The organism is Phenylobacterium sp. Root1290, assembly GCF_001425305.1.
In the GTDB taxonomy this organism is placed as follows: Bacteria; Pseudomonadota; Alphaproteobacteria; order Caulobacterales; family Caulobacteraceae; genus Phenylobacterium.
Genome location: NZ_LMEE01000002.1, coordinates 15,473 through 40,546 on the forward strand (window position 1 = coordinate 15,473; position 25,074 = coordinate 40,546).

Sequence of the window (25,074 nt, forward strand, 5' to 3'; positions counted from 1 at the left end):
GTTCAATCAAAGGGCTGCGCCTCCTATGAAGTCTGCTCTTCGACGCGCCGCCGCGCCCCTCGCCGCCCTAGCCCTCGTCGCCTGCGGCCAGGGTTCGACCGATCCGTTCGCGGGCTTTGGCCCCAAACCGCAGCTGCCGTCGCCGAAGACCAGCTTGATCCCGACCCTCAACGCCCGCCAGGCGGTGGGCTGGCCGGAGGGCGCCGCGCCCATCGCGCCCGCCGGGTTCACGGTCACCCGCTACGCCGACGGCCTGGCGCATCCTCGCTGGCTGCTGGTCCTGCCCAATGGCGACGTGCTGGTGTCGGAGGCCTCGTCCGAGCCCTCGAAGGCCAAGGGGATCACCGCCTCCATCGCCAACCGCCTGCAGGACAAGGCCGGCGCCACGATGAAGAGCCCCAACCGCATCACCCTGCTGCGCGACGCGGACGGCGACGGCGTCGCCGAGGTGCGCACCACCTTCGCCGAGGGCCTGCGCCGTCCGTTCGGAATGACCCTGACCGGCGGCAAGCTCTACGTCGCCAATGACGACGCCGTGGTCGCCTTTCCCTACACCGACGGGCAGACCCAGATCATCGGCGTGGGTGAAAAGGTCTTCGACCTGCCTGGCGGGCCGATCAATCACCACTGGACCAAGAACGTCATCGCCAGTCCCGACGGCGCAAAGCTCTACGCCACCGTCGGCTCGAACTCGAACATCGGCGAGAACGGCATGGAGAACGAGACCAACCGCGCCGCGGTGATCGAGTATCCCCTCCCCGCCGGACCGGCCCGTGTCTTCGCCTCGGGCCTGCGCAATCCCAACGGCCTGGATTTCGAACCGACCACCGGGACGCTGTGGACCGCGGTCAACGAGCGCGACATGCTGGGCGACGATCTCGTCCCCGACTACATGACCAGCCTGCAGGACGGCGGCTTCTACGGCTGGCCCTACAGCTACTTCGGCCAGCACGTGGACGAGAGGGTCAAGCCGCCGCGCCCGGATCTGGTCGCCAAGGCGATCGTCCCCGACTACGCCCTTGGCCCGCATACGGCCTCGCTCGGCCTGACGTTCTACCGCGGCGACCTGTTCCCCGCGCAGTACAAGGGTGGAGCCTTCATCGGCCAGCACGGATCCTGGAACCGCAAGCCGCCGAGCGGCTACCGCGTGGTGTTCATCCCGTTCGCCGGCGGCAAGCCCATCGGCCCGCCGCAAGCCTTCCTCACCGGTTTCCTGAACGCCCGCGACGAGGCGCAGGGCCGGCCCGTCGGCGTCGCCGTCGACAAGACCGGAGCCCTGCTGGTCGCCGACGACGTCGGCAAGGCGGTCTGGCGGGTCGCGCCCGCCGCCGCCGGAGCGCCCGCTACTGGAACTTCCAGGTAAGGCCGACGCCCCACATGCGCGGCTGCCCGGCGATGAAGGTCGGCAGCCCCAGCGAGTCGCCGGTGTTGCCGGCGTCGATCAGATACTGCTCGTCGGCGATGTTGTTGACGAAGGCCTCCAGGATCAGCGGCGCGCTGCTGGCCGTCCACGAAACCCGCAGGTTGGCGAGCCCGTAGCCGTCCTGGAACTCGTCCTGGATGTTGTCGGCCACCAGCGACGCCGGCGGCTGCTGGAAGACCGCCCGGTCGTTGTCGTTTCCGAAGAACACCTTGCTCTGCCACGTGTAGCTCGGCCGCACCGAGACCCGCCCGCCGATGGCGTCGAAGCTCCAGTTGGCCGCCAGCGAGACGCTGTGGTCCGGCGACAGCCGGAAGCGGTTGCCATCATAGGCGCCGTCCTCGAACCGCGCGTGGCTGTAGGCGTAGGTCGCATAGAGGTCGAGACCGGAAGCCACCGCCAGTTCGGCCTGCCCCTCGAACCCGTAGGCCTTGGCCTTGCCTGCGTTGGTGACGACGAACAGCGTGCCCTGCTGCTCGACGGTCTGGAAGTTGTCGTAGTCGTAGAAGTAAACCGCGCCGTCCAGGCGCAGCCGGCGGTCCAGCAGCGCGGCCTTGGCGCCGACCTCATAGCTGTCGACGGTCTCGGCCTCGACGCTGGCGAAGCGCGCTGCGCCATAGGGCGTCCCCGGCGCGCTGGCGGCCAGCACCTCCGGCAGGCGTCCCCGCGCGTACGAGGCGTAGAGATTGGCGTCGTCGGTGAAGCTGTAGCGCCCGACCAAACGCCAAGTGAAACCTGAGTCCTCCAGGTCCTGAGTGGCCAGCCGACCGTCGGCCGAGGTCGGCTGGAAGGTCACGCCGAACATCGGAAGCAGCGTGTCGGGGATCAGTTGCACCTGCGGGCTCTGCAGCGCCGCGAGGATGGCGTTGGCCTGGGCCAGGCCCTGCGGCGTGCCGCTGGCGGCCAGACCGGCCGCGCCGATCGCGCCGCCGATCACGCTGCGGCCGCCGACCACGCGCGTGCCGAAGCCGGTGGTCTTCTCGTCCCGGGTCCACCGCAAGCCCGCGGAGACTTCCAGCCTGTCGGTCACGTCGAACGACACATCGCCAAACAGGTCGATGGAGTCGAGTTCGCTGGTGTTGGTCGATTCCTCGACGTGGTTGGAGCGCAAATTGGCGGCGATGGAGCTCGCTTGTGCGGCGCTGAGAACGATGCGGTTGCCGCTGGTCTGGGCGACCAGCCCGCGGACCAGCGCGCCGGTGAAGGCCGTGTTGGCGAACAGCGCCGCGTGCGCCGGCGTCGTCGCCGGCAAGCCCAGCCCGGCCGCCGCGCCGTTGAGCTGCCCGGCGACCTGGGCCAGGGCCATGCGCTCGTCGAACTGGATCGGCGTGCGCTGACGGCCGCTCTCATGGAAGTAGCCCGCGCCGACGAAGCCGCGCACTCGACCGCCGGCGTCGTAGTTCAGGCGTAGTTCCTGGCTCCACTGCTTGCCGACGGCGCTGTTCAGGCCCGTCAGGATCGGCAGGGAAATGCCATCGGGATCAAACACTTCGTCGCTATTGAAGCGGCGCACGGCGCTGATCGAGGCCAAGGTCAGCGCGTCGGTCAGGTCGTAATCGACCAGCGCCGTCGCACTCCACACCGTGCGGTCGACGCCAAGGCTGCGGCCCCCCTGGAAATCCGCCGGGGCGACCAGCGCCGCCGGGTCGCTCGCGCCGCGCCCCGCCAGAACGCGCCCGGTCGCAGGGTCCGTCGGCGAGAAGCCGCCGGACTTGAAGGCCGTGCCCGTGGGCTCGTCGTGCTGGTAGTTGACGATGAAGTCCGAGCGCAGGCGCTCGTTGGGCTCGAAGTGAGCGGCGATCCGCCCCGCCCAGCTGTCGACCGACTGGAAGGCGTCGCCCCCCAGGGCGTTCTCGACATAGCCGTCGCGCTGGCGGATGCGGCCCGAGACCCGCAGCGCGAAGGCCTCGCTGATCGGCAGGTTCACCGCGCCCTCGCCCATCAAGTAGCCGAAGTCCCCGGCCTCGGCCTTGAGGTAACCGCCGAACCCGCTGGTGTCGGCCTTCTTCTGGATGATGTTGACGCCCCCGATCAGGGCGCCGCGCCCGAACAGGGTCGACTGCGGCCCCTTGGCCACCTCGACGCGCTCCAGGTCGAACAGCTCCACATAGGAGCCCTGTGCCTTGGAGATCGACACGCCGTCCTGGAATACGGAGACCCGGGCTTCCGAATAGGCGTTGGTTTCGTCCGAGGTGATGCCGCGCACCACGAAGCCGGGGTTGTTCGGCGACTGCTCCTGGACCTCGAAGCCGGGCGTGAACAACGCCAGATCCGCGAAGTCCTGGACGCCAAGGTTCTCCAGCCGCTGGGCCGAGTACGCACTGAGCGACATCGGCACGTCCAGCGCCTGCTGCTCGCGCTTCTGGGCGGTGACGACGATCTCCTCGATGGTCGCGGCGTCCTGCGCGAAGGCGGCGCCGCCCGTGAGCGCCAAGGCGCTCGCCGCGGCCAGCAGCCGCGTCGTGAACTTAAGCATGACTATCCCCTGGCGCCTGGGAGCGGCGCGCTACCCCGGCGGGTAGGGGACATCCATGACGTGGGTATGAAGCTTGGCCGGGTTGCGGGCCTAAACCCGCCCGGTCACCGGCAGCAGCGCGCCGGTCACCGCCCTCGCCTCTTCCGAGGCCAGGAACAGGATGGCGGACGCCAGGTCCTGCGGGGTGACCCAGGCGCCGAAGTCGGCCTTGGGCATGTCCGCGCGGTTGGTCGGGGTGTCGATGATCGAGGGCAGCACTGCGTTGACCGTCACGCCGTCGGCCTTCAGTTCCTCAGCCAGGGCCTCGGTCAGCTTGTGGACCCCGGCCTTGGAGGCCGCGTAGGCGCCCATGCCCATCGAGGCCTTCAGCGCGCCATTGGCCCCGACATTGACGATGCGGCCGCTGCCGCTGCGCTTCAGGTGCGGGATGGCGGCGCGGCTGGCGTTGGTGGCGGTCAGCACGTTCATCCGGAACAGGCTGTGCCAGGTTTCCCAGGAGCCTTCTTCCAGCGTCTCCCAGCGAAAGCCGCCGGCGACGTTGATCAGGGCGTCGAGCCGCCCGAAATGCTTGGCGACGGCGTCGATGGCCGTGGCCGCGGCGACCGCGTCGGTGAGGTCGACCCCGCCCAGGATCATGCCATCGGGACCGCATTCGTCCCCCAGGCCCTCGGGCGGGATCGGCGCGTAGTCGATCAGGGCGACCAGAGCGCCCTTGGCCGCAGCGGCGCGCGCCACGGCCGAACCCAGCACGCCGAACGCGCCCGTGATTGCAAAGACGCGTCCGGCCATGGGGGGCTCCTTAAGCTGCGACCCGGCTCCGTCCGGAACCGGGACGGGCTCTAGAGTCGCTCAACGATGGTGACGTTCGCCATACCACCGCCTTCGCACATCGTCTGCAGGCCGTAGCGGCCGCCGCGTTGTTCGAGAGCGTTGAGCAGGGTCGCCATCAGCTTGGTGCCCGAGGCGCCGAGCGGGTGACCCAGGGCGATCGCGCCGCCGTTGACGTTGATCTTGTCGCGACCGACGCCCAGCTGCTTCATGAAGGCGACCGGGACCGAACCGAAGGCTTCGTTGACTTCGAACAGGTCGATGTCGTCGACAGTCATGCCCGCGCGCTTCAGCGCACGTTCCGAGGCCGGCAGCGGGGCTTCCAGCATGATCACCGGATCGTGGCCCAGCAGCGACAGGTGATGGATGCGGGCCAGCGGCTTCACGCCCAGTTCCTTCAGGCCCTTTTCCGACACGACCATCACCGCCGAGGCGCCGTCGCAGATCTGGCTGGACGAGGCGGCGGTCAGGGCGCCGCCTTCGGCCAGCAGCTTCACGCCGCGGATGCCGTCGAGGCTGGCGTCGAAGCGAATGCCTTCATCGACCGTGTGCAGGACCGTGTTGCCCTCGGCGTCGACGACTTCCACGCCGACGATCTCGTTCTTGAAGTGGCCCGCTTGCGTCGCGGCGATCGCGCGCTGGTGCGACTCGAAGCTGTACTGGTCGATCTCGTCCTTGTTCAGGCCGTACTTCTTGGCGACCATCTCGGCGCCCATGAACTGGCTGAACTGGATGTTCGGATAACGCTCCTTCATCCGCGGGCTCATGTAGTTGCCGAAGCCGTTCTGAGCCGGCAGCGCGGCCGACAGGCCCATCGGCACGCGGGTCATGCTTTCCACGCCTGCCGCGATCACCACGTCCATGGTGCCGCTCATCACGGCCTGGGCGGCGAATTGCAGGGCCTGTTGCGAGGAGCCGCACTGACGGTCGACGCTGGTGGCCGGCACGCTTTCCGGGAGCTTCGAGGCGAGCACGGCGTTGCGCGCGACGTTGATCGCCTGCTCGCCGACCTGACCGACGCAGCCCATGACCACGTCTTCGACCAGGGCCGGATCGGCGCCGGTGCGCGCGATGATGTCGTTGAGCACCACGGCGCCCAGATCGACCGGATGCCAATCCTTCAGCTTGCCGCCCTTGCGTCCGCCGGCCGTCCGCGTCGCTGCGACGATATAGGCTTCGCCCATTGTTCCGCTCCCGATAAATGCGCGTCCTTCGCGCTTCGGGGAGTCATTTAGGAGCGCGACGTGACGTAAGCCAATGGGCTTTACGCGCACGTGAAGTGCGCCCTCCCGGCCCCTCCGACGCGGCCCCAAGGCGAGCCCCGCAACTGGCACGGGCATTGCCTCTGCTGACTGGAATTGCCTGCCTGGGAGCCGAAATGAAACGCCTCGTCGCCATCGCCGCCGCTGTCGCCGCACTTGCCGCCGCCGCCCCGGCCTGGGCCGCCAAGACCTTCGTGCTCGACAATGTGACGCTGCAAGGCGGCGGCTCGCTGACCGGCAGCTTCACCACCGACGACGCCCTCTCCTCGCTGCTCTCGGTGAACATCACCGCCTCGTCGGGCACGTTCGGCCCGGGCGTGTTCTCGACCTTCACCTACAACAACGCCAGCCTGGCGGACTGGGTCTCCCTGCCCACGCAGGGCTTCCGGATCTCGACCGCCGGCTACGCGCAGCAACTGCGCCTGGACTTCTTCCCGCTGACGGCGACCGGGGCCAACATCCTGACCACGGCCTACGAGTACCAGAACACCGGCGGCGCGCGTGCGGTCACCGGCGGCCGGGTCATGCTGGACGTGCCCTCGGCGGTTCCCGAACCCGCCACCTGGGCGATGATGATCATGGGCTTCGGCCTGGCCGGCGCCGCCCTGCGCAGCCGCAAGGCCGCGCTCGCCGTGGCCTGATACGGCGGCGCTGACGAGACGACAGACGCCGTCGGCCCAGAGGCCGGCGGCGTTTCCGTGCTAGCCTCTTCGAAACGGGGGGCGACATGTACCATTCAGGCCAACGGGAACTGCAGGACAGCTTCGGCAGCGCGCCGCTGGCCGATCGTCTCTACGAGCGCCTGCGTCACGAGCGGTTCACCGAGGCCGACAAGGCCTTCATCGAGAGCCTGCCGTTCTTCTTCCTGGCGACCGCCGATGCGGAAGGGAGGCCCGACTGCTCCTACAAGGGCGGCGATCCGGGCTTTGTGCGCATCGCCGGGCCGGACCGGCTGGTCTTTCCCGACTACGACGGCAACGGCATGTTCCGCAGTCTCGGCAACGTGCAGGTCAACGCGCATGTCGGCCTGCTCTTCCTCGGCGTCGGCCCCAAGCCCGCGCGGCTGCGGGTCAACGGCGTGGCCAGGGTTCTGCGAGACGACCCCGCCATGCAAACCTGGCCCGGCGCCCAGTTGCTGGTCGAGGTGACGCCGACCGACATCTTCCCCAACTGCCCGCGCTACATCCCCGAGCTGGAGCTCAAGGCCCCCTCGCCCTACACGCCGCGGCTGGACGAGGCGCCGGTCGAGCCGGCCTGGAAGAGCTTTTCCATCTTCAGCGACGTCGTTCCGCCGCGCGCACGCCCCTAAGCCGTCACGCCCACAGGTAGGCGGCCAGGCCGTCGTTGGCGCGCGGTTCATCCTAGGCCGGCAGCAGCATCCCCGGACGGCCGGCGTCCAGCTTGAAGGTCACCGGCAGCACCCGCTCGTGCGGCGTCTGCAGCTTCATCGCCTTGGCGGCCCGCGCCACGGCGATCTTGCTCAAGGCGACCGGCGTGAAGCCGTCCTGCACCTTGGGCCGCGCGCCCAGCCGACGGCGCATGACGCCGTTGGCGTAGATCACATTGGCGCGCATCAGCGCCTGGGGCGTCATGAATTCGATCGATAGCGAGACGTTCAGCATCGGCCCGTTCTCGATCCGGTGCGGCGCGTTCTGGGCCCAGGTGACCATGGTCCCCGGGGTCAGGTCGTACATCTGTGCGCCGCGATCCCAGCTGGGGTCGAAGGTGAACTGCTCGGCGGTCTCCTTCAGGACGATGCGCTCCAGCACCTCCTGGCCCACATAGGGATCGTCGACCGGATAGACCCAGACCTTCTTCTGGCCCCGCAGCTGCCACAGCGACACCAGCGGCACGTCGAGGTGATAGAACACCTGCGCATTGGCCGAGGAGATCAGCATTCCGAGGTCGCGCTTCAGCGTCCGCACGCCGGTCTGCGCCTGCTTCTCGGCGAAGATCTCGTCGCCCAGCGCCGCGTACTCCGGCAGGTGGTCGTTGGTCGCCCGCAGGTTCAGCCAGATGCGCCCGGCCTGCGCCGCCTCCAGCAGCTTCGAGCCGCTCAGCGTCCCGGCCGAACCCTTGCGCCAGGTGGTCCAGGCGACTGGGTCCTCGCCCATGGTGAAGACGCCCAGCTTGTCGCGCGGATAGCGGTCCAGCAGCTCTTCGAGGCCCGCGTCGTCGAACATCGGCCGCTCGTGCAGGCCGTGCTTGAAGACCAGGTTCTGCTTGGTGAACTTGCGCGCCTTGTCGGGCGTCCAGTCGCCGATGATGCTCATGCCCCTGCCCTCAACCCGTAGAACTGGATCTTGAACGGCCCCCACCAGAGGGTCTTGCCCAGGCCGCGCGCGGCGCGGTCGAGCGTGAATGCGAAGTCCGGCGCCCGGACCAGCCACTTGAAGCCCGCCAGCAGCCCGAAGACCCCGGCCTGCACCAGGCCCTGGGTCATCCACTTGGCCAGGCCCACGCGGTCGGGCGGGCTGGCGGCGGCGCAGGCGGCGGACGGCCCCTGGCCATAGGCGAAGGCGCGCGGGATCGTGTAGCGCAGGGTCAACCGCGAGGGGACCGGGTCTTCCCAGACCCAGGCCGCCGGCTCCCAGGCGAAGACCGCGCCGGCCACGCGCATCTGGCCGAACAGCAGGTCGTCCTCGCCGCCGATGTGGTTACGGATCGGCGAGAACGGACGCCGCGGATCCGGCAGCGCCGCGCGGCGGATCAGGCTGTCGCCACAGCCGTAGTAGTGGTCGAGCACGCCGGCCTCGGCCGGTCCTTCGCGAGAGAAGAAACGCTCCAGATAGCTGCGGTGGCGTTGCACCCCGGACGGCGCGCGACCGCGCACGGGGCCGAACACCACGTCGGCGTTGAACCGCGCCTGCGCGTCCAGCAACGCGCGAAGCCAACCCTCCGGGGCCTCTTCGTCGTCGTCGAGGAAGGCGATGAAGTCGCCGCTCGCCTGCTCCAGCGCGGCGTTCCGGGCGTTGGCGACGCCGGGCTCCGGCTCGTGGACGTAGATCACCGGGAACGGCGCTTCGGCGGCCAGGGCCTGGGTCAGGGGCTGGGCCGAGGGGCTCTGGTCGTTGTCCACGATCACCAGCTCCAGCCCAGCGGAATCAATGCCTTGCTGGCGAAAGGTCGAGCGCGCGGCGACGGCCAGGCCGTCCAGCCGGCGCTGGGTCGGGATCACCAGGCTGACGCGCGGCGCGGCCATGCTCAGGCGGCCTCCGCCGAGGACGCCCCCGGACGCAGGGCGCGCGCGGCGATGGCTCCGGCCAGGCCCTTGGCACGGCCCGAGAGCGAGAGTTCAGTGGTGGCGATCATGTCGAGGCGGCGGCGAAGGCGGCCGACCGGACCGGCGCGATGTGCGCCCGCCAGGCTCCAGACCTTCTCCGATGCGCCGGCCGCCCGGCCGCGCGGGCCGGCGGCGGCCATCATGCCCTCGCCGATCATCTTGGTGGTCAGGGCATAGGGCCGCTTGTAGTGGTCGTGGCCGGGGCCGAGGTCGTAGGTCTTCAGGCCCAGTTCCGGCATCGCGGCGATGGCGCGCAGCAGGAACAGCTGTCCGGGCGACCAAGCCCCCATCGCCGGGTCCGTCGAGGCGATCCACGGGTGATAGACGTCGCCGACCCGCACGCCGATGTGCCCAGCCAGCAGCTTGTCGCCGCAGTAGAGGTTGATCATCAGCCCCTGGAAGCAGCCCTCGCGCATCTCCAGGAATGACGCCAGCAGCTCGCGCGTCCAGTCCGGGGCCAGGAAGTCGTGGGCGCCGGTGCGGATCAGCTGCTCACGCTTCCAGGCCAATAGCTGGTCGAAGGCGGCGCGGTCGTGGTCCGGCGCGCGCAGGGTCAGGGCGCCGACCTCGCGGTCGAGCTTGCCGTCCAGCCGGCGGTAGTTCTTGAAGCGCTTGGCGCTCGCCGCCCGCAGGACCTCCAGATAGGCCTCGGCCGAGCGGTCCAGCTGGATCACATAGGCCTCTTTCTCGTCGGCCACCGCCTGGCTGAAGTCGCCCTGCGGATCGACCAGTCCGGTGAAGCGGAAGGCCGACAGTCCGAACTCGGCCAGGTCCTGGTGGATGTCCAGCGGCCGGTCGGCGATCAGGCCGTGATAGTCCGACAGCGGCGCGCCGATCGGGCGGGCCATGCCGCCGGGCCGATGGTGATAGGCCAGAAAGCCGATGGCCCTCTCGCCCTCGCGCCAGATCGCGACCCGGGCGTCGTCGCGCACGGCGCCGACGGCTAGCGTGAAGTCGGGGCCAAGCAGAGGGCTCCTGAATTCAGGGCGCGAAGCGCAGAGCGTCCGCCAGGCGCCGATGTCGGCGTCTGAGAGCTCGGCGGGGCGAATGACTTCCAAGCGCAGCATCTCGAACACGGTAGCGTCTCCCGGTTAGGGAATGGTGCATCCGTGGCTGCAAGTCCGGCGCCTGTCTCAGGTCGCGAAGGTGTCCCGCACGATCTTTTCGAGCCATTCGACATCGACGTCGTCGAAGGCGGCCAACTGGTCTGAGTCGACGTCCAGCACCGCGATCAGCGCGCCGGCGGGGTCGAACACCGGAACCACCACCTCGCTCTGCGAGCGGCCGTCGCAGGCGATATGGCCCGGGAAGGCGTGCACGTCCGGCACCAGTTGTGTCTGTCCGCTGGCCGCGGCCGCCCCGCAGACGCCGCGCCCGAAGGCGATACGCAGACAGCCCAGCGTGCCCTGATAGGGCCCGACCACCAGCTCGCGCTCCTTGTCCGGATCGACCACGTAGAAGCCGGTCCAGAAGAAGGTGTCGAATGTCGCCGCCAGCATCGAGGCCAGCGTCGCCATCCGCGCGGTGCGATTGGGCTCGCCGGCCAGGACGGAGGCGATCTCCTCGGCCAGGACGGCGTAGCGCTCGGCCTTGGCGGCGGGAAGGGTCAGTTCGTTGAAGGCTTCGGCCATGGGCGGCTATATACGGGCGCGCCTGCTTCGCCGCCAGCACGCGGCTTTCCTTCTGTACTGGAGCGTAACATGACCAGCGGCATCGGCGGCTCGACGGCGCAAGCAGAACTGGCCGAGCTTGCGCCCTGGCCCAATCGGGCCCCCGCCATCACGCGCCAGGAACGGCTGGCCCGGATCGCCCGCGCCCGCGAACTCATGGCGCAGATCGGCGCGGAGGCGCTGATCATCGGGGCCGGCCCCAGCCTGCGCTACTTCACCGGGGTCGCGTGGGGCGCCACCGAGCGCCTGGTGGCGATGATCCTGCCGCTGGAAGGCCAGTTGCGGATGATCTGCCCGCGCTTCGAGCTCGGCTCCCTGGAGGCCGCGCTCGGCGTCAACGCCGAACTGCTGCTGTGGGAGGAGCACGAGAGCCCCTATGAACTGACGGTCCGCGGCCTCGACGGCGCGCAATCCCTGGCCATCGATCCCGCCCTGCCCTTCTTCGTGTTCAACGGCGTCGCCAAGGCGGCTCCGAGCCTGAAGCTGCTGGACGGCGCGCCGGTCGTCGACGGTTGCAGGATGATCAAGTCGCCGGCCGAACTGGCCCTGATGTCCCAGGCCAAGGCCATGACCCTGGAGGTCCACCGCCGGGCGGCGCGGATGCTGCGCCCCGGCGTCACCACCGGCGAGGTCCGCCGCTTCATCGACCAGGCCCACCGCGCGCTGGGCGCCGACAACGGTTCGTACTTCTGTGCGGTGCAGTTCGGCCAGGCCAGCGCCTATCCTCACGGCCTGCCCGGCGAGCAGGCGCTGGAAGAAGGCCAGATCGTCCTCATCGACACCGGTTGCCAGGTCCAGGGCTATCACTCGGACATCACCCGCACCTACGTCTTCGGTCAGCCCTCGGCCGAGCAGCGCCGGGTGTGGGACCTCGAGAAGCAGGCCCAGGCCGCCGCCTTCGCCGCCGTGAAGCCCGGCGTCCCCTGCGAGGAGATCGACGCCGTCGCCCGCCGCGTGCTGGCGGCCGCCGGCCTCAGCCCCGACTACGAACTGCCGGGCCTCCCCCACCGCACCGGCCACGGCATCGGCCTCTCGATCCACGAGGCGCCTTATCTGGTGCGCGGCGACAAGACCCCCCTCGCGCCCGGCATGTGCTTCTCCAACGAGCCGATGATCGTCATCCCCGACTCCTTCGGCGTGCGGCTGGAAGACCACTTCCACGTCACCGCCGATGGCGCGGCCTGGTTCACCGAGCCGCAACCCAGCCTAGAGAAGCCGTTCGGCTGAAGGTCAGCATTCGAACCACAACCCCTCCGAGCACCCATGTAATCGTAAGTCGTTTGACGCTACGGAATTTAGGGCCTTAGCTCGCAGGTCTGAACGGCCACGCTCGACGATGGCCGTCGATAAGATGACCCCCGCCATCAAACTGGGGGCTAGGGAGGGAAGAATGAGCAAAGCCTTGCTGGCTTCTGCGTCTGCGATCGCGCTTGTCTGGTCCACGCCCGTCTGGGCCCAGGCTCCGCGAACCGGCAACGTCATCGAAGAGCTGATCGTCACCGCCCAGAAACGGGAGGAGTCCGTCCAGGACGTGCCCATCGCCGTTTCGGCCTTCAGCGAGCAGGCGCTCAAGGCCCAGGGCATCGACGGCGCCGGCAACCTGGTTCAGTCGGTCCCGAACCTCACCTTCACCCGCCGCGCCCTGCGCACGAACTTCCAGATCCGCGGCGTCGGCGCCCAATTGGTCTCGACCGGCGGCGACGACGGGGTCGGCGTCCACCAGAACAACGCGCCCCTCACCTCCAACCGCCTGGCCGACGCCGAATTCTACGACGTCGAGCGCGTCGAGGTTCTGCGCGGGCCGCAGGGCACGCTCTATGGCCGCAACGCCACCGGCGGCGTGGTCAACGTCATCACCAACAAGCCGACCGACAGCTTCAGCGCTTCGATTTCGGCGGAGTTCGGCAACTTCAACAGCCTGAAATACCAGGGCTTCATCAATCTGCCCCTGGGCGACATGTTCCAGCTCCGCGCCGCCGGCTTCGCCCTGCAGCGCGACGGCTACACGAAGAACACGCTGAACGGCCAGGACATCGACGACCGTCAGATCTGGGCCGGCCGCGTCACCCTCGGCTTCACCCCGACCGACAACATCCGCGGCTTCCTGCTGTGGGACAGCTTCTCGGAGGACGACAGCCGCGGCGCGCGCAAACAGCTCTGCCAGAAGGACCTGGGCCTCACCAGCGTCCTGGGCGTGCCCACCGGCGCGGCCCAGGCGGCGTTCACCCAAGGCTGCCTGCCGGCCTCGGTCTACGCCGGCAACGTCTATGGCACGACCAACCAGCTCTCGACCTTCACCGGCATCATCGCCCGGCAGATCGGCCTGCAGACCACCGACGCCTTCGCCGGCAAGACCATCTCGCGCGACCTGCGTGAAATCGAAGTCTATGGCCGCCCGACCTACCGGCCGCGGACCGACCTCTACCAATTTAACCTGGAGTGGGACGTCACTCCTGAACTCACCGCCACCTCGCTGACGACCTATAACGAGAACGAGAACTACACCCGCGGCGACTCCACCGGCGGCTTCTCCTCGGTGCCGTTCGGGATCACGCCCTTCACGCCGACCGGCGTGCTCAACGACCCGCAGTTCGGCGTCACCGACCGGCTGATGAGCGAGTCGGGCGGCACCAGCCACAACGAGCAGTGGACCCAGGAACTGCGCCTGCAGTCCAATTTCGACGGGCCGATCAACTTCAACGTCGGCGGCATCTATCTCGACTACAAGGCGACCAGCATCACCTATGTCGCCACCAACGCCGCCACCGCGGCGGTCCGCGTCGTGCAGCCGCTGGCCTATGTCGACCCGCTGCGCGAACCCGACTTCACGGGCCACAACTACTTCATCAGCCTCAGCGAATATGAACTGAAGTCCAAGGCCGCCTTCGGCGAGGTCTACTGGCAGGCGACCGAAGACCTCAAGTTCACGCTCGGTCTGCGCTACACCGACGACGAGAAGTGGACGCGCGGCAGCGGCTCGACCCTGTTCACCCCTGGGCGCGGCCCCACCTTCACCACGCCTCAGAGCGTCGAATTCCAGGAAACCACCGGCCGCCTGAACGTCGACTGGTCGCCCGACCTCTCGTTCACCGACCAAACGCTGATCTATGCGTCCTACTCGAAGGGCTACAAAGGCGGCGGCTTCAACCCGCCGGGCGTCGTCGCCCTGGGCCTCAACCCCACCTACGACCCCGAGTTCGTCAACGCCTACGAGATCGGGACAAAGAACACCCTGGCCGATGGGCGGCTGCTGCTGAACCTGACCGGCTTCTACTACGACTATCAGGGCTATCAGATCGGCCGCAGCGTGAACCGCTCGGTCTACAACGAGAACATCGACGCCAAGATCTGGGGGCTCGAGCTCGAGTCGATCTGGGAACCGATCGACAATCTGCGGTTCAACGCCAACATCGGCTACCTGAACACCGAGATCGAACAGGGCCTGGTGGTCGACACCTTCAACCGCACCCAGGACAACTCGGCCTACATCTACGCCAACTCGACCAACGGCGGCTGCATCCTGAACGCACAGGGCGTGGCCAATCTGCTGCAGGTTCCGGGCGGCTCGACCCTGCTGGCCAACTTCGCCTGCGGCGGGACCGGCTCGGGGACGTCGACCATCCGTGGCCGACTGCTGGCGGCGGGCGTGCCGGCGGCGACCGCCAACGCCCTGACCAACGGGGTCTACAACTACGGCCCCGGCGTCTCGCTGTTCGGCAACGGCGCGGGTGAAGGCGTGATCCAGGACCTGTCTGGCAACGACCTTCCCAACGCGCCGGAATGGACGGTCTCGCTCGGCGCGCAGTATCGCTGGGAACTCCCCAACGGCTGGAACGCCACCCTGCGCGGCGACTACTACCGCCAGTCCGAGAGCTACATGCGCTACAACAACGCTTTCTTCGACAACATCGAGGCGTGGGAAAACATCAACGCCAGCCTGATCGTCGCCAATCCCGACATCGACCTCTCCGTGCAGCTCTTCGTGAAGAACATGCTCGATGAAGACACCATCGTCGGCTTCGACATCAACGACGAGAATCTGGGGGCGACGCGTAGCGTCTTCCTGCTCGATCCCCGCCTCTACGGGATCTCGATCACCAAAGGTTTCTGACCGGGAACTGTCGTCATAGTCGAGCTTTATATCGATGCCATCCAAAAGGGAGACCGGCGTCATGGGCATCTTCAGCTCGATCATGGACAAGGTATTTCACCGCAAGAGGCCCGAGGCCCCCGCGCCTGCTCCCGCTCCGGCGGCAGCAGCGCCGGCGGCTGCGGCCGCGCCGCCTCCTCCGCCGCCTGAGCCGGTGAACGTCGAGGCGGTGCTGGTTCAGATCGCCGAACTGAAGGGCGGCGGCGGCAACTGGCGCACGTCGATCGTCGATCTGCTGAAGCTGCTCGAACTCGACTCCAGTCTCGACGCGCGCAAGGAGCTCGCGGCCGAGTTGGGCGTCAACGCCGGCCCGCACGGCAGCGCCGAGCAGAACATCGCCTTGCAGAAGGCGGTCTGGGATGCGCTGGCCAAGAACGGCGGCGTCGTCCCGGCCAGCCTGCGCGACTAGGCTCCGGTCTCCATGAGAAGCGCGTCGGCCTCCCGGTCGGCGCGCTTTTTCATGAGCCCTAGGCCCGGCTGAGAATGTCCGCCGGCAAGGCGCCGGTCAGCGCGCCCCAGACGGCGATCAGCCCGCCGACCGCGATGGCCACGCCATAGGGAATGCCGCGCCCGAAATCGCCTTTGCCCTTCAGCGTGAGCAGCGCCAGCGCGCGCCGGGGCCGTGCGGCCAAGGTGAACACCGCGATGACCCCGCCGGCCAGCACGGTCGCCAGGGCGAAAAGATGCAGGTAGCTGAGCCCGGTGAACAAGGCGACCGCTGCGAACAGCTTCACGTCACCGGCGCCCATGATCCGGAACATGTACAAGACATAGCCGACGACGAAGCCGACTGACGCCGCGGCCACGCCTGTCGACAGGCTCGCCCCTCGATCGGCCAGCGCCCACAGCGCAAACAGCCCGACCAGCGCGACGACCGCCGCGTTGGGGATCCGCCGGTTGATCACGTCGCTTGCGGCGACGCAGATGAGAATGCCCGAGAGCAGCGCGGCCAGGACGTTGTGGACGTTTTCAACGGACCACATTGGGATCCGCAACGTTCTGCGCCGCGAGGGCGCGCACCACCTTCAGGTTCTCCGACGCCCGCGCGTAGTACTCGCTCTTCAGTTCCAGCGCCTGCCCCAGCAGCAGCTCGGCCTTGACGAAGTCGCCGCGCATTCCCGCCGCGAAGCCGGCATTGTTCAGCAGCGCCGCCTGATCGTCAGGAGCGCCGCCGGCCAGAGCCCGGTCGTAGTCGCCGCGCATCGCCAGCGCCAGGCGCAGGTTGGTCCGCGCCTCGGTGAACGACGGCCGCTTGGCCAGGGCTGCGACGAAGTCGGCCACCGCCTCGTCACGCCGGTGCTGCAGCAGGCGCGAATAGCCTCGATTGTTCAGCACCAAGGCATCGCCGCCCGACGCCGCCATCGCCTGGCCATAGGCGGCCTCGGCCTGGCTCCATTGGGTGCGATTGTCGTACTCGCGGCCCAGCGCGTTCCAGGCCCGCCAGGCGCCAGGGTCAGCCTCGACCGCCCGCTGCAGGACCGCGAACGCCTCGTCCGACCTCCCCTGCAACGAGAGCGTGATCCCCTGCCCCTGCAGCGCCTTGGTCCGCACGCCTGGGTCGGCTTCGGCGGCGCGGTAGCTCGCCAGCGCCGCGTTCAGCCGGCCGCGGCGCAGGTTGAGATCGCCGCCCAGCACCAGCAGCCGTGGATCCTGGACGCCGGCGACCTGGGCCCGGTCGAGCATCCGCCCCGCATCGAGCAGCCGCTGCTCGTCCAGCGCCCGCTGGATCTCGACGACCGCGACATCGCTGATCGCAGCGGCGGGCTTCTCGCCGCCGCCGAATATGCCGGCGGCCGCAGGCGTTGCGACAAGCGCGAGCGCAAAGGCGGTGATTGTCAGCGTGCGCATCTCAATCTCCTCTCAGGGTCAGGTCACGGCTCGGCCACGACCAGCCGGCGGCGTCGGCGCCGATAGCCAGTCGAATGCCTTGGCAGTCGTCGTTACATTTGATCAGACTGGCCTGGCCGGGCAGCGTCCGCTGCAGGGCCTGGGCGACCAGCGCGTTGCGCTCGCCGTAGGTGATCGTCGTTCGCGCCTGACGGTCGCCGGCCGAGACCTGACCGACCGACCATCCCAGCCGCCGCAGCGCAGAGCGGGCGGCTTCGGCCCCGCCTGCGCGTCCCGAGAGATCGGCCAGTTCCAGCGGACGCCCCACCTGTCCGGGCGCCGCCTTGGCGACCATGACCGGCTGGGCCAGCGCCAGCCGCACCACGGCCGGCCGGGCCGCCAACGCGGGAGCTGAGCGTTCAGGCGCCTGGGCGAGCACGGGGGCCGGTGCGGCCAGCCGGCTCTGCAAGCTGGCCGAATAGACCATGTTCCGGGCCAGGACCGGCGATCCGGGGTCGAGCCGCTCGGCCTGTTCGTAGTAACGGGCGCTGAGATCGAAACGGCCCAGCTTGTCGTAGACGACGGCGAAGGCGTTCAGCACCCGCACGTCGTCCGGCTTGTGGGCGCGGGCGCTCTGCAGCAGCTCCAGCGCGCCGGCATAGTCCCGGCGCGTGATCGCCGTGGTGGCGCTGGCGTAGTAGCCATCCTCGCGGCTGAACGGAGGCGTCTCGCTGGCCTTCTGGACGGACTTGAAATCCACCCACTCGGCCGCCCTAGGAAAGAGCGCGCACCCTGCGAGCGCGGGCGTCAGCGCCAGGAGGAAGAGATTGCGAGCGACCAGGCTGTGCATCGAGACCTCCATGTCCGTCATTGCCCGGTCAGGGCGGGCACCAGCGTACGGATCACGTCGATCGCCGGCGGCAGCAGCAGGGCCACGATGATCACCGGCATGAAGCAGGCCACGATCGGCATGGTCATCAGCACCGGGATGCGCATCGCCTTCTCTTCGGCCTTCATGAACCGGCTCTCGCGCATCTCACCGGAGTAGGTCCGCAGGCTCTGGGCGATGCTGACCCCCAGCAGGTCCGTCTGGATCAGCAGCGCCACGAACGACCGGATGCTGTCGACGTTCACCCGTTCGGCCAGCGCCCGCAGCGCCTCGGCGCGCCCGCGCCCGGCGCTCAGCTCGTCAGACAGGCGGCCGAACTCCTCGGCGATGCGCGGGTGCGACTCCTTCACTTCCAGGGCGACCCGAATGAAGGCCGCCTCCAGACCCAGGCCCGCCTCTACGCAGACCACCATCAGGTCCAGGGCGTCGGGAAACTCGTGTTCCAGCTGCTCGCGCCGCGCGTTGATGCGGTTGTCGAGGATCGCCTTCGGCGCGATCAGACCCGTGCCGCACAGGACCAGGGGGAACATGAACGCCGCCAGCCCGGTCAGCGGCCGACCGGCCAGGCCCAGCCCGCCGATCAGCAGCATCGGCAGGCCGATCGCCAGCGAGAACCGGACGATCACGTACCAGATCGGCGCAGACGGCTGGTCGAAGCCGGCCAGAGACAGGTCCTTGCGGAGCTTCTGGGTTTCCTTGGCCTGGCCGCCGGCGGTCGCCGACTGCACCCACAGCAGGAACGGGTTGCTGACCTTGTCGGCCCTCAGCACCGATCCCTCAGCCTGCGCGACCGAGACGTCCTGACGGCCGAGCCGCCGCCGCACGGCCAACTGGGCGGCGACGGCGCGCTGTGTCAGGTGGACCATCGCGGCCACGGCCAGGAAGGTGAAGACTTGGATGGCCAGATCGAACCACTGGATCATCATCGGCCTCAATATTTGAAGTTGATGATGCGATGCACCATCAGCCAGCCGCCGAAGTAGACGACCGCCGTCGCCATCACGACGGGCCAGAAGATCGGGTCGGAGAACTTCTCGGAATACACGGTCGGCCGGAACACCATCTGCCCGCAGATCAGCAGCACCGGCAGCACGCTCAGCAGCACCGCCGAAGCCCGCCCCTCGCTCGCCAGCGACTTCACCCGCTTGCCCAGCGACTGGCGGCCGCGCATGACCGAGGCTAGACCTTCAAGGATCTCGGCCAGATTGCCGCCCGTCTCGGACTGGATGCTGACCGCCACGGCGAAGAAGTGCCCGTCGGCCGATCCGGTCCGGCGCGCGAAGTTGGCCAGCGCCTCCTTGAACTCGACGCCATAGGTGGTCTCGTCGACGATCAGGCCGAACTCGGACCCGACCGGATCGCCCATTTCATCGGCCGCCAGCTGCACCGCCGAGATCACCGGATGGCCCGCGCGCACCGCGCGGTTGACCACGTCCAGCGCCAGCGGCAGCTGCTCCTCGATCTTCTTGATCCGCCGGTTGCGCAGGTGGCGGACCCACAGGCCCACGCCGACCACCGCGAGCACGCTGGCCCCGATCAGCGACATCATCCCGCTGGCCAGGACGCCCGGCCCCGCGCCTGAGGTCGCGACGCTGAGGCCGGCCAACCACAGCGCGCCCGCCACGCCGGCGGTCATCGCCGCCAGACGCGCGGGCGACATCAGCAGCCCGGCCTGCCGCATGTACATCTCGCCCTGGTCATAGATCGAATAGAACCGGCCGCGGCCCCCACCTGGCGGGCGGCGAACCAGAGCGCTGAAGATGTCCTCCCGACTCATGCCGGAATCCAGCATCGTCAGTCTGCGGTTCACGCGCCGCGTCCGGTCCCCGCTCGCGAACACCAGCCGCGCGATCAGTTGCACCAGGACGACGACGGCCACGAAGGCCAGGACGTAGATGATCGGGTTCGCCATGACCTAGACCGACCTCCTGCCCGCCGAGAAATCGATGTGCGGCAGCTCGATCCCACGCGCCGTCAGCACGTCGATGAACCGCGGCCGCACGCCCGTCGTCTCGAACTCGCCGGCGATCCCGCCGCTGGAGCCGCGGCCCTGGCGGCGGAAGCGGAAGATCTCCTGAAGCGAGATCACGTCCTCCTCCATGCCGACCACCTCGCTGATCGACACCACCCGGCGGCGGCCGTCGTCCATGCGCTCGGCCTGGATCACGACATTGATGGCCGAGGCGATCTGCTGGCGGATCGAGCGCGGCGAAATCTCGAGCCCCGCCATGCCGATCATCTGCTCGACCCGTGAAAGCGCGTCGCGCGGGCTGTTGGCGTGAACCGTGGTCATCGACCCGTCGTGACCGGTGTTCATCGCCTGCAGCATGTCGAAGGCCTCGCCGGCCCGCACTTCGCCGACGATGATCCGGTCAGGACGCATCCGCAGGGCGTTGCGCACCAGGTCGCGCTGGGCGATCTCGCCCTTGCCCTCGATGTTGGCCGGCCGCGTCTCCAGGCGGCCGACGTGCGGCTGCTGCAGCTGCAGTTCGGCGGAGTCCTCGATGGTCACGATCCGCTCGTCGTCGGCGATGAAGGCCGACAGCGCATTGAGCAGCGTCGTCTTCCCCGACCCGGTGCCGCCCGAGATCAGTACGTTGCGGTGCGACTGGACGATGGCCTTCAGCAGATGGGACATCTCGTTCGAGATGCTGCCCAGCTCCATCAGCCGGGCCATGTGGATCGGGCTCTTGGCGAACTTCCGGATCGAGACCAGCGGACCATCGACCGCCAGGGGCGGGATGATCGCATTGACCCGGCTGCCGTCGGCCAGCCGCGCATCGACCATCGGCTGGGATTCATCGACCCTGCGCCCAACGGCGGCGACGATCTTGTTGATGATTCGGACCAGATGGCGCGTGTCCTGGAACTGGACGTCGGTCCGCTCCAGCCGCCCGAACCGCTCCACATAGACGACACTATGGGTGTTGATCAGGATGTCGCTGACGCTCTCGTCCTTCAGCAGCGGCTCCAGCGGCCCCAGGCCCAGCAGTTCGTCCAGCACGTCCTCGATCAGCTGGTCGGTCTGGCTGAGGTTCAGGATCCGCTTCTCGTCGGCCAGCAGGGCGCTGACCGCGCCGCGGATCTCCAGCCGCAGGCTTTCGCGCGGCGTCTTGTCCAGCAGGCTGAGGTTCAGCAGTTCGATCAGGCGCTGGTGGATACGGACCTTCAGCGCCGTCGCGCCCTCGATCGGCGTCGGCTGCGCGGGGCCGATGGGCGGGACGGTGTCGCTGGACGATGCGGCGGGTTTCCAGAGCATGTTCGTCAGCCTCGCAGCCAGCCGGCGGCGGCCTGCGGCGCCAGGGCGGCCAGCTTGCCGGCCAGCTCGGCGACGCCCTTCTCGAGCTTCGTGCCCTTGCGCACCGCCGAGAGCTCGATGCCCTCGTTGATGGCCGCGGTCATCGTCTTGCGGTCCTCGGGGATGACCACGTCGAACTCGCGCCCGATGGCCCGTTCGGCGGCCTTCAACGACACCAGACCGGCCTGATCGCTGTTCATGCCGTTGCACACCAGGGTGAGCGGCCGGCCCTCCAGTCCCTGCGCGCTCAGCACCCGCAACTGGCGCTTGACCAGCTGCACGTGCGGCACGGTCAGCTGGGTCACCAGCACGATGCGGTCGGCCTGGTGCAGCACCTGGTTGGTCCAGGCCGTCCACACCGACGGCAGATCGACGATGACCAGGGGGAAGTCCCGCCGCAGCCCGTTCAGCAGCGCCTCGATCTGATCGGGCGACAGCATCTCCAGCGCCACGATCTCGCGCGGCGCGGCCAGGACGCGCGCGCCCGAACGATGCCTGGCCAAGGCCGTCGCAAAAGGCGTATCGGCCAGGTTGGCGCCCGAGCTGAGGCAGTCCGCCAGGGTGATCGCCTCGGGAAGGTCGAAATAGAGCGCCGCGGCGCCGAACTGCAGGTCCAGGTCGGCGAGACAGACCTCAACCGTCCCGCGCGCGGCGATGCAGGCGGCGGCTTGCACGCCAAGGGCCGTCGCGCCCACCCCGCCGCCGGCCTTGAGGAACGCGATCACCTCGCCCTTGGGCCGCCCCGGGTCGGCGGTGCTGCGCTGGTCGGCCAGCAACCGCTCCAGGCTCAGCGCCAAGGCCGGCTCGCTGATCGGATAGGTCAGCACGTCCGCGGCGCCGGCCCGCACCAGGCGGCGCGTGGTGGTGACGTCGGCGTCGTGCAACGCCACCACGATGGCGGTGGCCGAGCTGGTCGCCGACAGCCGGCGGACCGCGGCTTCCACCGCTTCGGCGGCCGCGCCCTCCAGGCTCACCACCAGCACGTCCAGGCCGGCCGGCGGCTCTGGCCAACTGCCGGCCAGCGGCTCGAACACGACATGCGGGAACAAGGCGGCGATCGAAGCGAACCGCTCGGCGCCGCCGATGGCGTTCTCGGCCAGGCCGATCCGCCGCCCCCTGGCGCCGCCGTCGCGACCGCCGCCGTTTGCGATGAAACCTTGGAGCATCTTTGGCATGTCAACCATCTGGGTCAGATCCCTCCGCGGCGACGCAGGCCGCGTTAGTTGGTCTCTCCGCCCACCGAGGCGGCCGAACTGATGCTCGAGGCGAGACCCGTCGGCTGGATGACCTTGCCGGTTCGGTAGCGCTCCTGGGCTCCGGCCGCGCGCGCGCCGTCAGACGGCGGCTGGGGCACGGCCGAGTAGACGGCGTCGGGGTTGGTGATCTGGGCCACGGCGGCCTGCCTCACGGCGTAGCCGAAGTCGGAGCTGAGGTGCTTCTGGCTGTAGACGCAGCCTGAGAGGCTGGAGGCCAGGGCGACGAGGACGACTGTCTTCAAGACGCTCATCTTGGCTTTCCTAGTAGAGGACATGGCCGTGGGGGCCTTCGACGCCGCCGCGGGTCGGATCGGCCGACATCAGGGCGCGGTCTTCCGGACGCACCCGCGGCCCCGAGGCCTGCTGGGCGCCGAACAGGAAGAGCTCGAAGTCCGACGGCGGGACGTAGGCGTCGCCGGGCCCAACGATCTTGCCCCGGCGCGGGGTCACCAGATGCGGGGTCACGACGATGACCAGCTCGGTCTCCTCGCGCTGGTAGCCGCTCGAGCGGAACAGCGCGCCCAGCACTGGCATGTCGCCGACGAAGGGGAACTGGCGGATCTGGTTCTGGTAGTCTTCCTTCAGCAGCCCGGCGACCATGAAGGACTCCCCGTCCCTCAGCTCGACCGTAGTCTTGGCGCGGCGGACCTTGATCCCGGGGATCTTGATCAGGCCCAGGTCGACCGAGACCGTCGGGTCGATGCTCGACACCTCGGGATTGACCACCAGGTTGATCAGCCCGTCCTTCAGCAGGGTCGGCGTGAAGGCCAGCGCCACCCCGAACTGCTTGAATTCCACGGTGATCGTCGGCGCGACGTCGCCTGTGCCCGTCGTCTGGGCGACCGGGATCGGGAACTCGCCGCCGGCCAGGAAGCTGGCCGTATCGCCAGACATCGCCACCAGGTTCGGCTCGGCCAGGGTCTTGGTCAGGCCCTTGGTCTCCAGCGCGTCCAGCAGGATCTCGAGATTGCCGTTGTAGAGCGCGGCCACGGCGCCGAAGCTGTCGATCAGCTGGCCGCCGTTCTTCACGATCGTGTCGCCGGTGAACACCGCCAGGAAGGGGTCGTCGCCCGACCGGCTGGCGCCGCTGGTCGGGTCCCAGTCGCTGCGATTGACGTTGAGCTTCAGGCCCTTGGCGGTCGTGCGGTTCATCTCCACGAAGCGCACCGACAGCATGATCTGCTGCGTGCCTTCGACGCCCAGCATGTTGACCACCTTGGTTGGGGCGTAGGATTCCGCCAGCGCCAGGACCTGCTGCAGCGCCGCCGGGCTGCTGACCGTCCCCGACACCACCACCGACTGGTTGGCCGGCCGCACCGCCACATCGCGCTCGTTCGGCAGCAGGTCATGCAGCCGGCGCTTGAGGCTGTCTATGTCCGCCGAGACCACGACATTGGCCGCAGAGATCAGTCGCTTGCCGGGACCGTAGATGGTCAGGCCCGTGGCGCCGGGCTTCTTGCCGACGACGTAGATCGAGCGGGTGCTGAGCGGCAGCACGTCGGCGATCTCGGGATTGGCCACCATCACGTCGCTGTAGGGCGCTGGCAGCTCGATCACCTGCGACTTGCCGGCGGGCACCTCGATCTCGACCATGCTGTCATAGGCGCCTGCCGCCGGGGCCTGCGCTGACGCCGGTGGAGCGATGGCCAAGACCATGCTGGCGGCCATGAGCGCTGCGCTCAGGAGCTTTGCTTTGGTGTTCATTTTCGTTCCCCCCTGGGGCCGCCGCGCGGCCGGGATTTCCGAAAGTCCCGTCTCTAGAAGGCCCGAACCGAGTAGCCCGAGGTCTCGACCCCGCGCGTGACCTTGACCTCGGTCAGGCCCGAATTCATCGGCGAGGCGACGCGCGGAGCCCGCCGCACCGGCGCGGCCTTGCGAGCGCCCGGCCCGGCCAGGTCCGAGACCGTGGTCAGCTTGCGGCTCAGCGCGCCGACGTCGGCCGAAGATCGCAGCATCAGAGACACCTCCCCGACCGACTGGCCGAGCGAGATCGCCTGCGCCTGGTCGGGCGTCACCTCGACGGTGACCGCCTTGGAGACCAGCGGCTTGTCGGCCTCCTGGTCGCTCATCTGGTCGACGCCCAGCACCCGGCTGTTCTCGGCCAGAACCTGGGTGACAGTGGTCTCGTTGTCCCCCTTGCCGACCTTGCGGGTCAGCAGGATGTCGACATGGTCGCCCGGCAGGGCGAACCCGCCGACGGCGACGACATCGCTCGAAGGAATGCTCACCGCACGCATGCCTTGGGCCAGCGAGCCCGAAAGGTTGGTCTTGTTGTCGGCGCCGCTGAGCTTGGAAGCCAGGATCGGCTCGTTCACCGCCAGCGACCGCACCGCCGTCCTGGCGGGCAGGTTCTTGCCGACCAACAGGTCCGCCGACTGGAACGACCCGGCCGGCACCGCCCCGCTGGGATAGTTGACCGTCTTCAGCATGATCGGCTTCAACTCCACGCCCCGCTCGATGGGGGTCATGGCGACGACGACCGGGGTCATGGCGGCGGCCTGGACGGGCGCCGTCTTCTGGGAGTTGAGCACGCCCCGCACCAGCAGGACGGCGATCAGGCCCAGGAAGATGGCCAGGGCGAATGAGGCAAGCGTACGCAAAGACATCGACGGCCTTCCGTAGATAGCTGCTCTATCGGGGGGGCGGGCTCAGCGAGCGCCGCGGATCGATTGTGCGAACCGCCCGGCGCGCCGCCCTGTCACGGAGAGGCGGCGC

The 25,074-nt window shown here is 68.7% G+C and carries 23 protein-coding genes; 6 read left to right on the forward strand and 17 right to left on the reverse strand.

Translation table 11 applies throughout. From position 1 onward, the window contains the following. Nucleotides 1–25 precede the first annotated feature (25 nt). A complete protein-coding gene (locus ASC79_RS09625) occupies nucleotides 26–1,363 on the forward strand; it encodes a sorbosone dehydrogenase family protein (RefSeq protein WP_056025192.1) in 1,338 nt (445 codons plus the stop codon). Here ASC79_RS09625 and ASC79_RS09630 read toward each other — a convergent pair. From ASC79_RS09630 to ASC79_RS09640, 3 genes are all read right to left on the reverse strand, one after another. Beyond that, nucleotides 1,344–3,896: a TonB-dependent receptor gene (locus ASC79_RS09630; protein ID WP_056025195.1), complete on the reverse strand. Its 2,553-nt coding sequence runs from the start codon at nucleotides 3,894–3,896 to the stop codon at nucleotides 1,344–1,346. The two genes, ASC79_RS09625 and ASC79_RS09630, sit on opposite strands and share 20 nt — an antisense overlap. Before the next feature lie 90 nt (nucleotides 3,897–3,986). Then, nucleotides 3,987–4,685, reverse strand: coding sequence for an SDR family NAD(P)-dependent oxidoreductase (locus tag ASC79_RS09635; RefSeq protein WP_056025199.1), 699 nt, complete (start codon nucleotides 4,683–4,685; stop codon nucleotides 3,987–3,989). Between the two features lie 50 nt (nucleotides 4,686–4,735). Then, nucleotides 4,736–5,908 (reverse strand): acetyl-CoA C-acetyltransferase, encoded by a 1,173-nt coding sequence (locus tag ASC79_RS09640; protein ID WP_056025202.1) that lies wholly within the window; start codon nucleotides 5,906–5,908, stop codon nucleotides 4,736–4,738. 194 nt (nucleotides 5,909–6,102) lie between these two features. Between ASC79_RS09640 and ASC79_RS21055 the strand changes: the two genes are divergently transcribed. Both ASC79_RS21055 and ASC79_RS09650 read left to right on the forward strand, forming a co-directional pair. Beyond that, the gene (locus tag ASC79_RS21055; protein ID WP_056025205.1) at nucleotides 6,103–6,627 is read left to right on the forward strand and encodes a PEPxxWA-CTERM sorting domain-containing protein; all 525 of its coding nucleotides are present in this window, start codon (nucleotides 6,103–6,105) and stop codon (nucleotides 6,625–6,627) included. 86 nt (nucleotides 6,628–6,713) lie between these two features. Continuing rightward, nucleotides 6,714–7,295: a pyridoxamine 5'-phosphate oxidase family protein gene (locus tag ASC79_RS09650; protein WP_056025208.1), complete on the forward strand. Its 582-nt coding sequence runs from the start codon at nucleotides 6,714–6,716 to the stop codon at nucleotides 7,293–7,295. A gap of 52 nt (nucleotides 7,296–7,347) precedes the next feature. Here ASC79_RS09650 and ASC79_RS09655 read toward each other — a convergent pair whose 3' ends face one another. The 4 genes from ASC79_RS09655 to ASC79_RS09670 all read right to left on the reverse strand — a co-directional run bounded on the left by ASC79_RS09655 (nucleotide 7,348) and on the right by ASC79_RS09670 (nucleotide 10,900). Further along, entirely contained in the window at nucleotides 7,348–8,259 is a 912-nt protein-coding gene (locus ASC79_RS09655; RefSeq protein ID WP_056025211.1) for a hypothetical protein, read from the reverse strand. Then, nucleotides 8,256–9,188, reverse strand: a complete 933-nt coding sequence (locus ASC79_RS09660; protein ID WP_056025214.1) for a glycosyltransferase family 2 protein — start codon at nucleotides 9,186–9,188, stop codon at nucleotides 8,256–8,258. Before ASC79_RS09660 ends, ASC79_RS09655 begins: the two co-directional genes overlap by 4 nt. Before the next feature lie 2 nt (nucleotides 9,189–9,190). After that, nucleotides 9,191–10,336: a GNAT family N-acetyltransferase gene (locus ASC79_RS09665; RefSeq protein WP_056025771.1), complete on the reverse strand. Its 1,146-nt coding sequence runs from the start codon at nucleotides 10,334–10,336 to the stop codon at nucleotides 9,191–9,193. 66 nt (nucleotides 10,337–10,402) lie between these two features. After that, entirely contained in the window at nucleotides 10,403–10,900 is a 498-nt protein-coding gene (locus tag ASC79_RS09670; protein ID WP_056025217.1) for a GAF domain-containing protein, read from the reverse strand. A 69-nt stretch (nucleotides 10,901–10,969) separates the two neighbouring features. On the opposite strand from ASC79_RS09670, the gene ASC79_RS09675 reads away from it, so the two are divergent. The 3 genes from ASC79_RS09675 (at nucleotide 10,970) to ASC79_RS09685 (ending at nucleotide 15,498) form a co-directional block, all read left to right on the forward strand. Continuing rightward, nucleotides 10,970–12,166: a Xaa-Pro peptidase family protein gene (locus ASC79_RS09675; protein ID WP_056025220.1), complete on the forward strand. Its 1,197-nt coding sequence runs from the start codon at nucleotides 10,970–10,972 to the stop codon at nucleotides 12,164–12,166. A 163-nt stretch (nucleotides 12,167–12,329) separates the two neighbouring features. Next, nucleotides 12,330–15,050, forward strand: coding sequence for a TonB-dependent receptor (locus ASC79_RS09680; RefSeq protein WP_056025223.1), 2,721 nt, complete (start codon nucleotides 12,330–12,332; stop codon nucleotides 15,048–15,050). Between the two features lie 61 nt (nucleotides 15,051–15,111). Next, nucleotides 15,112–15,498, forward strand: coding sequence for a DUF3597 domain-containing protein (locus ASC79_RS09685; protein ID WP_056025226.1), 387 nt, complete (start codon nucleotides 15,112–15,114; stop codon nucleotides 15,496–15,498). Nucleotides 15,499–15,556: 58 nt separating this feature from the next. Here the strand turns inward: ASC79_RS09685 and ASC79_RS09690 are convergent, their stop codons facing one another. The 10 genes from ASC79_RS09690 to cpaB are packed head-to-tail and all read right to left on the reverse strand — an operon-like array spanning nucleotide 15,557 to nucleotide 24,965. Then, nucleotides 15,557–16,072, reverse strand: coding sequence for a prepilin peptidase (locus tag ASC79_RS09690; protein ID WP_056025229.1), 516 nt, complete (start codon nucleotides 16,070–16,072; stop codon nucleotides 15,557–15,559). Beyond that, on the reverse strand, nucleotides 16,059–16,937 hold the full coding sequence (locus ASC79_RS09695) for a tetratricopeptide repeat protein (RefSeq protein ID WP_056025232.1): 879 nt from the start codon (nucleotides 16,935–16,937) through the stop codon (nucleotides 16,059–16,061). The genes ASC79_RS09690 and ASC79_RS09695 overlap by 14 nt, the downstream gene beginning before the upstream one ends. A gap of 1 nt (nucleotide 16,938) precedes the next feature. Then, nucleotides 16,939–17,766 (reverse strand): LytR C-terminal domain-containing protein, encoded by an 828-nt coding sequence (locus ASC79_RS09700; RefSeq protein ID WP_156378461.1) that lies wholly within the window; start codon nucleotides 17,764–17,766, stop codon nucleotides 16,939–16,941. 17 nt (nucleotides 17,767–17,783) lie between these two features. Then, the gene (locus ASC79_RS09705) at nucleotides 17,784–18,728 is read right to left on the reverse strand and encodes a type II secretion system F family protein (RefSeq protein WP_162244274.1); all 945 of its coding nucleotides are present in this window, start codon (nucleotides 18,726–18,728) and stop codon (nucleotides 17,784–17,786) included. A gap of 8 nt (nucleotides 18,729–18,736) precedes the next feature. Beyond that, nucleotides 18,737–19,717 (reverse strand): type II secretion system F family protein, encoded by a 981-nt coding sequence (locus tag ASC79_RS09710; protein WP_056025240.1) that lies wholly within the window; start codon nucleotides 19,715–19,717, stop codon nucleotides 18,737–18,739. A 3-nt stretch (nucleotides 19,718–19,720) separates the two neighbouring features. Next, on the reverse strand, nucleotides 19,721–21,064 hold the full coding sequence (locus ASC79_RS09715) for a CpaF family protein (RefSeq protein ID WP_082532051.1): 1,344 nt from the start codon (nucleotides 21,062–21,064) through the stop codon (nucleotides 19,721–19,723). 5 nt (nucleotides 21,065–21,069) lie between these two features. Beyond that, nucleotides 21,070–22,278: an AAA family ATPase gene (locus ASC79_RS09720; protein ID WP_162244275.1), complete on the reverse strand. Its 1,209-nt coding sequence runs from the start codon at nucleotides 22,276–22,278 to the stop codon at nucleotides 21,070–21,072. A 44-nt stretch (nucleotides 22,279–22,322) separates the two neighbouring features. Beyond that, entirely contained in the window at nucleotides 22,323–22,610 is a 288-nt protein-coding gene (locus tag ASC79_RS09725) for a hypothetical protein (protein ID WP_056025247.1), read from the reverse strand. 10 nt (nucleotides 22,611–22,620) lie between these two features. Then, complete coding sequence (locus ASC79_RS09730) at nucleotides 22,621–24,063, reverse strand: type II and III secretion system protein family protein (protein WP_056025250.1); 1,443 nt, start codon at nucleotides 24,061–24,063, stop codon at nucleotides 22,621–22,623. Nucleotides 24,064–24,116: 53 nt separating this feature from the next. After that, entirely contained in the window at nucleotides 24,117–24,965 is an 849-nt protein-coding gene (gene cpaB / locus ASC79_RS09735; RefSeq protein WP_056025253.1) for a Flp pilus assembly protein CpaB, read from the reverse strand. Nucleotides 24,966–25,074: the final 109 nt, after the last annotated feature.

What these genes read in the sequence shown, in the direction of transcription:
- ASC79_RS09625 (WP_056025192.1), top strand. Translation starts at nt 26, where the DNA reads ATGAAGTCTGCTCTTCGACGCGCCGCCGCGCCCCTCGCCGCCCTAGCC.
- ASC79_RS09630 (WP_056025195.1), bottom strand. Translation starts at nt 3,896, where the DNA reads ATGCTTAAGTTCACGACGCGGCTGCTGGCCGCGGCGAGCGCCTTGGCG.
- ASC79_RS09635 (WP_056025199.1), bottom strand. Translation starts at nt 4,685, where the DNA reads ATGGCCGGACGCGTCTTTGCAATCACGGGCGCGTTCGGCGTGCTGGGT.
- ASC79_RS09640 (WP_056025202.1), bottom strand. Translation starts at nt 5,908, where the DNA reads ATGGGCGAAGCCTATATCGTCGCAGCGACGCGGACGGCCGGCGGACGC.
- ASC79_RS21055 (WP_056025205.1), top strand. Translation starts at nt 6,103, where the DNA reads ATGAAACGCCTCGTCGCCATCGCCGCCGCTGTCGCCGCACTTGCCGCC.
- ASC79_RS09650 (WP_056025208.1), top strand. Translation starts at nt 6,714, where the DNA reads ATGTACCATTCAGGCCAACGGGAACTGCAGGACAGCTTCGGCAGCGCG.
- ASC79_RS09655 (WP_056025211.1), bottom strand. Translation starts at nt 8,259, where the DNA reads ATGAGCATCATCGGCGACTGGACGCCCGACAAGGCGCGCAAGTTCACC.
- ASC79_RS09660 (WP_056025214.1), bottom strand. Translation starts at nt 9,188, where the DNA reads ATGGCCGCGCCGCGCGTCAGCCTGGTGATCCCGACCCAGCGCCGGCTG.
- ASC79_RS09665 (WP_056025771.1), bottom strand. Translation starts at nt 10,336, where the DNA reads ATGCTGCGCTTGGAAGTCATTCGCCCCGCCGAGCTCTCAGACGCCGAC.
- ASC79_RS09670 (WP_056025217.1), bottom strand. Translation starts at nt 10,900, where the DNA reads ATGGCCGAAGCCTTCAACGAACTGACCCTTCCCGCCGCCAAGGCCGAG.
- ASC79_RS09675 (WP_056025220.1), top strand. Translation starts at nt 10,970, where the DNA reads ATGACCAGCGGCATCGGCGGCTCGACGGCGCAAGCAGAACTGGCCGAG.
- ASC79_RS09680 (WP_056025223.1), top strand. Translation starts at nt 12,330, where the DNA reads ATGAGCAAAGCCTTGCTGGCTTCTGCGTCTGCGATCGCGCTTGTCTGG.
- ASC79_RS09685 (WP_056025226.1), top strand. Translation starts at nt 15,112, where the DNA reads ATGGGCATCTTCAGCTCGATCATGGACAAGGTATTTCACCGCAAGAGG.
- ASC79_RS09690 (WP_056025229.1), bottom strand. Translation starts at nt 16,072, where the DNA reads ATGTGGTCCGTTGAAAACGTCCACAACGTCCTGGCCGCGCTGCTCTCG.
- ASC79_RS09695 (WP_056025232.1), bottom strand. Translation starts at nt 16,937, where the DNA reads ATGCGCACGCTGACAATCACCGCCTTTGCGCTCGCGCTTGTCGCAACG.
- ASC79_RS09700 (WP_156378461.1), bottom strand. Translation starts at nt 17,766, where the DNA reads ATGCACAGCCTGGTCGCTCGCAATCTCTTCCTCCTGGCGCTGACGCCC.
- ASC79_RS09705 (WP_162244274.1), bottom strand. Translation starts at nt 18,728, where the DNA reads ATGATCCAGTGGTTCGATCTGGCCATCCAAGTCTTCACCTTCCTGGCC.
- ASC79_RS09710 (WP_056025240.1), bottom strand. Translation starts at nt 19,717, where the DNA reads ATGGCGAACCCGATCATCTACGTCCTGGCCTTCGTGGCCGTCGTCGTC.
- ASC79_RS09715 (WP_082532051.1), bottom strand. Translation starts at nt 21,064, where the DNA reads ATGCTCTGGAAACCCGCCGCATCGTCCAGCGACACCGTCCCGCCCATC.
- ASC79_RS09720 (WP_162244275.1), bottom strand. Translation starts at nt 22,278, where the DNA reads ATGCCAAAGATGCTCCAAGGTTTCATCGCAAACGGCGGCGGTCGCGAC.
- ASC79_RS09725 (WP_056025247.1), bottom strand. Translation starts at nt 22,610, where the DNA reads ATGAGCGTCTTGAAGACAGTCGTCCTCGTCGCCCTGGCCTCCAGCCTC.
- ASC79_RS09730 (WP_056025250.1), bottom strand. Translation starts at nt 24,063, where the DNA reads ATGAACACCAAAGCAAAGCTCCTGAGCGCAGCGCTCATGGCCGCCAGC.
- cpaB (WP_056025253.1), bottom strand. Translation starts at nt 24,965, where the DNA reads ATGTCTTTGCGTACGCTTGCCTCATTCGCCCTGGCCATCTTCCTGGGC.